At 53.5% G+C, this 3383-nt stretch carries 2 tRNA genes and 2 rRNA genes (1 of these 4 cut by a window edge); all 4 read right to left on the bottom strand.

Going from position 1 to position 3383, the window contains the following annotated elements:
* A tRNA-Met gene (locus ABE454_RS16095) sits at positions 1 to 77 on the bottom strand.
* A 57-nt stretch (positions 78 to 134) separates the two neighbouring features.
* Positions 135 to 249, bottom strand: a 5S ribosomal RNA gene (gene rrf, locus ABE454_RS16090).
* A 75-nt stretch (positions 250 to 324) separates the two neighbouring features.
* Positions 325 to 3105: ribosomal RNA gene (locus ABE454_RS16085) — 23S ribosomal RNA — on the bottom strand.
* Between the two features lie 249 nt (positions 3106 to 3354).
* Positions 3355 to 3383: transfer RNA gene (locus tag ABE454_RS16080), tRNA-Ala, on the bottom strand; it runs 47 nt beyond the window's last position.

The raw sequence follows: 3383 nt of genomic DNA, 5'->3' as shown, positions 1-3383 counted from the left end.
TGGGTGCGGGAGCAGGATTTGAACCTGCGACCTTCAGGTTATGAGCCTGACGAGCTACCGGGCTGCTCCATCCCGCGGCAAGGCGGTGCGTAAAGGAAGAGGGTTCGAGACTATCAAACGTGTGTGTCGGGTAGACCCGGCGGCGACCTACTCTCCCGCGCCTTAAGACGAAGTACCATTGGCTCTGGAGGGCTTAACGACCGAGTTCGGAATGGGATCGGGTGGGGAACCTCCGACAGAGCCACCAGGTCAACCCGACACACACGAATGAGAAGATATTGTCTTTGATTTCGACAAGTAAAGTCGAATGAGTTTTGCTGAGAAACGATCAAGCCGATCGGATTATTAGTACCAGTAAGCTTCACACGTCACCGCGCTTCCACACCTGGCCTATCAACGTGGTAGTCTTCCACGATCCTCAGCGAAGCCTTGTTTTGAGGTTAGTTTCCCGCTTAGATGCTTTCAGCGGTTATCTATTCCATACTTAGCTACCCTGCTGCGCGGCTGGCGCCACGACAGGTCCACCAGAGGTATGTCCATCCCGGTCCTCTCGTACTAGGGACAGATCCTCTCAAGCTTCGAACACCCACGGCAGATAGGGACCAAACTGTCTCACGACGTTCTGAACCCAGCTCACGTACCACTTTAAACGGCGAACAGCCGTACCCTTGGGACCTGCTCCAGCCCCAGGATGTGATGAGCCGACATCGAGGTGCCAAACTTTGCCGTCGATATGGACTCTTGGGCAAAATCAGCCTGTTATCCCTAGAGTACCTTTTATCCGTTGAGCGATGGCCCTTCCACGCGGGACCACCGGATCACTATGGCCGACTTTCGTCTCTGCTCGACTTGTCAGTCTCGCAGTCAGGCTAGCTTATGCCATTGCACTCGACGACCGATTTCCGACCGGTCTGAGCTAACCATCGCGCGCCTCCGTTACACTTTGGGAGGCGACCGCCCCAGTCAAACTACCCACCACGCCATGTCCCGGGACCGGATAACGGCCCTCGGTTAGACGTCAACGACAGTAAGGGTGGTATTTCAAGGATGGCTCCACCAGAGCTGGCGCCCCGGCTTCATAGCCTCCCACCTATCCTACACATACGGTCGCTAACGCCAAGGCGAAGCTATAGTAAAGGTTCATAGGGTCTTTCCGTCTGACCGCGGGAACCCCGCATCTTCACGGGGAATTCAATTTCACTGAGCCTGTGCTGGAGACAGTGGGGAAGTCGTTACGCCATTCGTGCAGGTCGGAACTTACCCGACAAGGAATTTCGCTACCTTAGGACCGTTATAGTTACGGCCGCCGTTTACCTGGGCTTCAGTTCGGAGCTTTCACTCCTCCCTTTAACCTTCAGGCACCGGGCAGGCGTCAGACCCTATACGTCGCATTGATGCTTCGCAGAGCCCTATGTTTTTGCTAAACAGTCGCTACCCCCTGGCTTGTGCCACTCAGTCCTGGTTGCCCAGGGTGAGTCACGCTTTTTCCGAAGTTACGCGTGCAATTTGCCGAGTTCCTTCAGCACAGTTCTCTCAAGCGCCTTGGTATACTCTACCTGACCACCTGTGTCGGTTTCGGGTACGGTCTCTGCTGGAGTTATTTCCAGGGACAACGCCACCGCCGGGAACAATCCAATAAGCCCCGACGACTTATGCCATCCGTCACTTCCAGCTGGTGCAGGAATATTTACCTGCTTCCCATCGACTACGCTTTTCAGCCTCGCCTTAGGGGCCGACTAACCCTGCGCAGATTAGCTTTACGCAGGAACCCTTGGTCTTTCGGCGACAGTGTTTCTCACACTGTTTATCGTTACTCATGTCAGCATTCTCACTTCCGATACCTCCAGCCAACCTCACGGTTGACCTTCACAGGCTTACGGAACGCTCCGCTACCGCTTGCAGTAAACTGCAAACCCATATCTTCGGCGCATGGCTTTAGCCCCGTTACATTTTCCGCGCAGGATCGCTTGATCAGTGAGCTGTTACGCTTTCTTTAAAGGATGGCTGCTTCTAAGCCAACCTCCTGATTGTCAAAGCAATCCCACATCGTTTCCCACTTAGCCATGACTTGGGGGCCTTAGATGATGGTTAGGGTTGTTTCCCTTTTCACGACGGACGTTAGCACCCGCCGTGTGTCTGCCCGATATTACTCCTGGGTATTCGGAGTTTGGTTAGTATTGGTACCGCTCGCGCAGCCCGCAACCATCCAGTGCTCTACCCCCCAGGGTATTCGTCGGACGCTCTACCTAAATAGATTTCGCGGAGAACCAGCTATGTCCAGGTTTGATTGGCCTTTCACCCCTATCCACAAGTCATCCCAGAATTTTTCAACATTCACGGGTTCGGACCTCCAGTAAGTGTTACCTTACCTTCATCCTGCTCATGGATAGATCACCTGGTTTCGGGTCGTCATACGTCGAACTTAGCGCCCTATTCAGACTCGCTTTCGCTGCGCCTACACCTAACGGCTTAAGCTTGCTCGACATATGAAGTCGCTGACCCATTATACAAAAGGTACGCCGTCACCGCGCTTGGCGGCTCCGACTGCTTGTAGGCTTCCGATTTCAGGATCTGTTTCACTCCCCTTGTCGGGGTGCTTTTCACCTTTCCCTCACGGTACTTGTTCACTATCGGTCGTAGAGGAGTACTTAGGCTTGGAGGGTGGTCCCCCCATGTTCAGACAGGATTTCACGTGTCCCGCCCTACTCGAGTCTCTTGCTGTTTGACGTCTACGGGGCTGTCACCCGCTATGGCCGGACTTTCCATTCCGTTCGACTTTATTTCACAAGAGCACTGGCCTGGTCCCGGTTCGCTCGCCACTACTACGGGAGTCTCGGTTGATGTCCTTTCCTCCGGGTACTGAGATGTTTCAGTTCCCCGGGTTCGCTCAATGAAGCCTATGTATTCAGCTCATTGTACCTTTAAACGATCATCCAATCGCTACCCCGAAAGGTAGAGTTGGAAGACCGCAAAGGTGGGTTCCCCCATTCAGAGATAACCGGATCAAAGGGTGCTAGCGCCTCCCCGGTTCTTATCGCAGCTTGCCACGTCTTTCATCGCCTCTCTACGCCAAGGCATCCGTCAGAAGCCCTTCAACGCTTGATCGTTTCTCAGCAAAACTCATACGCAGGCTTATCCGGGAGATGGAAAGAGGTATCCGCCGGACCTGCGTCTGATTTTACTTTGTCAGACAATATCTTCTCGAACCTGACCTGAAAGCTTATGAGGAGCCGGTCAAATTCTTCCTTTACAATGTCAATGCAGCCAATCTTGCGACTGGATGCAAACTTGTCAGATCGCGAACACTATTCTCAATAGCGCTCAAGTAGCCGTAAGGCGGTAGCGCAAGAGAAATGGTGGAGCCTAACGGATTCGAACCGATG

Origin of the sequence: Brevundimonas diminuta, from assembly GCF_039673845.1 — a bacterium.
Lineage (GTDB): Bacteria > Pseudomonadota > Alphaproteobacteria > Caulobacterales > Caulobacteraceae > Brevundimonas > Brevundimonas diminuta_E.
Note: the sequence above shows the minus strand (reverse complement) of the source record. Positions and strands in the feature narration are given on the sequence as shown.